The organism is uncultured Slackia sp. (assembly GCF_944321625.1).
Lineage (GTDB): Bacteria > Actinomycetota > Coriobacteriia > Coriobacteriales > Eggerthellaceae > Slackia.
Map to the genome: position 1 here is coordinate 1 of NZ_CALUMA010000065.1, position 3,231 is coordinate 3,231.

5 protein-coding genes are annotated in these 3,231 nt (G+C 61.6%); 3 read left to right on the top strand and 2 right to left on the bottom strand.

Annotated features, from left to right (window positions below):
- Positions 1-193: 193 nt before the first annotated feature.
- Together Q0J60_RS05850 and Q0J60_RS05855 are read right to left on the bottom strand one after the other, a co-directional pair.
- Positions 194-553, bottom strand: a complete 360-nt coding sequence (locus Q0J60_RS05850; RefSeq protein ID WP_294439454.1) for an arsenate reductase family protein — start codon at positions 551-553, stop codon at positions 194-196.
- Between the two features lie 24 nt (positions 554-577).
- Positions 578-1,276, bottom strand: a complete 699-nt coding sequence (locus tag Q0J60_RS05855; protein WP_294439455.1) for a TIGR00266 family protein — start codon at positions 1,274-1,276, stop codon at positions 578-580.
- A gap of 478 nt (positions 1,277-1,754) precedes the next feature.
- On the opposite strand from Q0J60_RS05855, the gene Q0J60_RS05860 reads away from it, so the two are divergent.
- The 3 genes from Q0J60_RS05860 to Q0J60_RS05870 are packed head-to-tail and all read left to right on the top strand — an operon-like array spanning position 1,755 to position 3,117.
- Entirely contained in the window at positions 1,755-1,967 is a 213-nt protein-coding gene (locus tag Q0J60_RS05860; RefSeq protein ID WP_294439457.1) for a type II toxin-antitoxin system HicA family toxin, read from the top strand.
- Positions 1,967-2,428, top strand: coding sequence for a type II toxin-antitoxin system HicB family antitoxin (locus Q0J60_RS05865; RefSeq protein ID WP_294439459.1), 462 nt, complete (start codon positions 1,967-1,969; stop codon positions 2,426-2,428). The genes Q0J60_RS05860 and Q0J60_RS05865 overlap by 1 nt, the downstream gene beginning before the upstream one ends.
- Positions 2,425-3,117 carry a DNA-3-methyladenine glycosylase gene (locus Q0J60_RS05870; RefSeq protein WP_294439460.1) on the top strand — a complete coding sequence of 231 codons (693 nt, stop codon included), beginning with the start codon at positions 2,425-2,427 and terminating at the stop codon, positions 3,115-3,117. Before Q0J60_RS05865 ends, Q0J60_RS05870 begins: the two co-directional genes overlap by 4 nt.
- Positions 3,118-3,231 lie beyond the last annotated feature (114 nt).

Below are 3,231 nucleotides of genomic sequence, written 5' to 3' on the forward strand. Positions count from 1 at the left end.
GGTTCGATAAAGCTGCTCGACCCCTTATGCGCGGAACGAGAAAAAGGGACTGTCCCCTTTTCTCATTTTCGAGTCGCAAGGCGGCGCACCGCGGCGACGCTCGCTTTTGGCACGAGCCCCAGGTAGAACATGAAGGCGAGCGCCGCCGAGGAGAGCCGGGGAAAGAGGGGGCTCCGGCCGCCTCTCATATCCTCTAGAGCAGCGTGCGCTCCCATTCGGCCTCTTTGAAGCCGACGAGCACGAAGTCGTCGCCCACGACGATGGGGCGTTTGACGAGCATGCCGTTTTCGGCGAGCAGCGCGAAGGCGTCGGCGTCGGCCATGCCCGCGTCAAGCAGCGCCTTGACGTTGCGCTCGCGGTAGAGCATGCCGCTCGTGTTGAAGAACCGGCGCACGGGAAGCCCGCTTCTCCTCTGCCATTCGGCCAGTTCGGCGGCCGTCGGGTTGTCCTCGACGATGTGGCGGTCGGTGTAGTCGACGTTGTGGTCGTCGAGCCACTTCTTCGCTTTCTTGCACGTCGAGCATTTCGGGTATTCCACGAACAGAACGGACATGGGGGATCCTTTCTCGCGCAGATGCTAGTTCGCCGACGTGGGCAGGTAAGGGTGCATCGCCTGGGCGAGGTTGCGCAGGTTGCGCGTTTGGATGTAGACCTGCCCGGTGCCGGTGAACGTGTTCACGAGGCCTTCGCCGGTAGTGAAGCCGAACATGCCGCTTGCGACCTCGATGCGGTAGTCGAGGCTCGCGTCCCAGGCGACCACGTGCTCGTTGTCGATGGTGACGGGCGAGGCGGGCGTCACGTCGATCGTCAACAGGTCGCCGAACGCCGAGACGAGGATGGCGCCGGTGCCGTTTGTCTCCATGACGAACAGGCCGCCCGTGCCGCCGAAGAGGGCTTTTGAGATGCCCTGGTTGACCATCGAGTAGTCAAGCGTGGCGTCGCACGCCAGAAACGTGCCCGTGTTCAGGCGGTACTGGTGCTGGGCGTCGGCTTGGAGGCACGTGATCTTGCCGGGGATGGCGGGCGCGATGGCGAGCTCGCCCACGTCGGCCGTGCCCGTGGCGGTGGTGATGAACATCGACTCGCCGCTCGTGATGCTGCGGCCGATGGCGCTGAACACGCCGCCGAGGCCCTTCTTCTTCGTGTTGAGGCCGCCCGAAAGCTCGACCCCGCGCGAATACACCATGCTGCCCGATTCGATCCGAACCGATTCGCCGCGCAGAAGCGCGAGCTGGGCGATGGGGCAATCGGAATCGCCGGTGAGGACGTATCTCATGAGGGCCTCCTGTCTGGTGAAAGGTGGTGGGCGGTGGGCGGCGATGCGCCTGCGGGGTATTGTAGCAGCGAACGACCGGCAGTCGAAGCGAAGGCGCACCTACGTGCGAATCAGCGTGGCTTTTCGACAATAAGTCGGGCTATTCTGTCGGAAAACCGCGCGGATCCGTCGGACGGAGGACGCGAGCCGACCAAGAAAGGAACCGCAGCGCGAGTAAGCTGCCCAAGATGCGCTAAGGCGGCGAATCGACGCGCGAAAACGACGAGCTGCTGATTTCGTTTACCTATACGTAAACGAAATCAGCACGACATCCATTGCGCCAGGCGAAACACTACGCACCGAGAATGCCGTGCTTGTTAGTGAATTCGTTTTCGTCATCTATGCGTCCGCCTATCTAAAATAGAACATTTGTTTTATACTAACACTAGATTTGAATAATAATTAGCAATACTTTATAATTTTCCCGCAAAGGAGACCGATGCCGAAAGAGCAAGAAGTGCGGGAAATCCTCAAACGCTTCAGGAAAGAGGGCTGGGAAGAGGAAAGCGGAAAAGGAAGCCATGTCCTTTTCCGAAAAGACGGCGTCACGATCAGCGTGCCCACATCCCGCAAAGAGGTCAAACTGGGCACGTATCGCAGTATTGCGAAAGCCGCAGGATGGATGCAGGCGACGCCCCGAAAGGACGTATGATGGGAACGTATATTTTCGACGCGATCTTGACGCCTGAAGAGGGCAGCGGCTACAGCGTGGAGTTTCCCACCCTGCCCGGCTGCTTCACCGACGGCGACGACTATCACGATGCGGCGTATATGGCCGCTGATGCCGCAAAAACCTGGGTGGCATCGCATCTCAAACACGGCGAGCCCGTCCCTGAATACTGCCGCGAGGAAGCGCCTGAAGGATCCGAGCGCCTGTGCGTGTTCTTCGAGGTCGATGAATCGTACATCGTGAACGGCCCCGTTGTCTCCGCGGCGCAGGCAGCACGCGAGCTGGGCGTGTCGGCAGGACGCATCACGCACATGATCGACGCAGGGCTGCTCGAAGGTTACCGAAACGGCAGGCGAACCTACGTTACCGAATCGAGCATTGCGGTGCGGAAGGCATCGCCCCGCGGAGCTGGAAGACCGCGGAAGGAGCCTGTGGAGGCGTGATCAGACGACCGAACGGCAGGATCACGAGTACTGCAAGCACCGCAACCATAATCGACATCGACTCCCCTCCCGTGGCGCACCTGCGCGAACGGGACTGGCGGCTTGCGCGGCTTATCGAGCGCATCGGGTCGATCGAATGTCACGCGTCGGAATCGGGCTTCGCGAACCTGGCGCATTCGATCATCGAGCAGATGCTCTCGACGAAGGTGGCGGCCACGATGGACGCGCGCCTGCGGGATCTGTGCGGCGGCAGAATAGCGCCCGAGACGCTGGGCGCGCTGACCGTCGAGGAGATCCGCGGCATCGGCGTGTCGAAGCGCAAAGCCGAATGCCTGGCGAACCTGGCGCGCACCGTGACCGAACGCGACCTCGAGGCGCTTGCGGGCGAAGACGACGAGACCGTGCACGCATGGCTCACCGCGCTGCCCGGCATCGGCGAGTGGACCGCGCACATGTTCATGCTGTTCCACCTGAACCGCCCCGACGTGCTGCCCGTAAGCGACCTCACGTTCCGCAAGTCGTTCGAGTGGCTGTATGGCGCGCCCGTGACCGATGCGGGCGTGCGCACCGTGGTGTGCGACCTGTGGCGGCCGTATTGCTCGTACGCCGCGCGGTATCTGTATCGCGCGCTTGACCTGGGGCTGGTCGTGCGTGGGAGCGCGCGGGAGGTGTTCAACTCCAATGGATAATTTATCCCTTCGCCTAGAACCTCGCTGATCGGATTCGACATACGCGGTAGAATTGCGAAGAATGTGTGGAGAGAGGAGGTATGCTATGGCAACCGGCGAACAGATAAAAGCGCT

Excerpts from the sequence above, each read along its gene's own strand:
- Q0J60_RS05865 (WP_294439459.1), top strand. The coding sequence starts at position 1,967 with ATGGGAACGTATATTTTCGACGCGATCTTGACGCCTGAAGAGGGCAGC.
- Q0J60_RS05850 (WP_294439454.1), bottom strand. The coding sequence starts at position 553 with ATGTCCGTTCTGTTCGTGGAATACCCGAAATGCTCGACGTGCAAGAAA.
- Q0J60_RS05855 (WP_294439455.1), bottom strand. The coding sequence starts at position 1,276 with ATGAGATACGTCCTCACCGGCGATTCCGATTGCCCCATCGCCCAGCTC.
- Q0J60_RS05860 (WP_294439457.1), top strand. The coding sequence starts at position 1,755 with ATGCCGAAAGAGCAAGAAGTGCGGGAAATCCTCAAACGCTTCAGGAAA.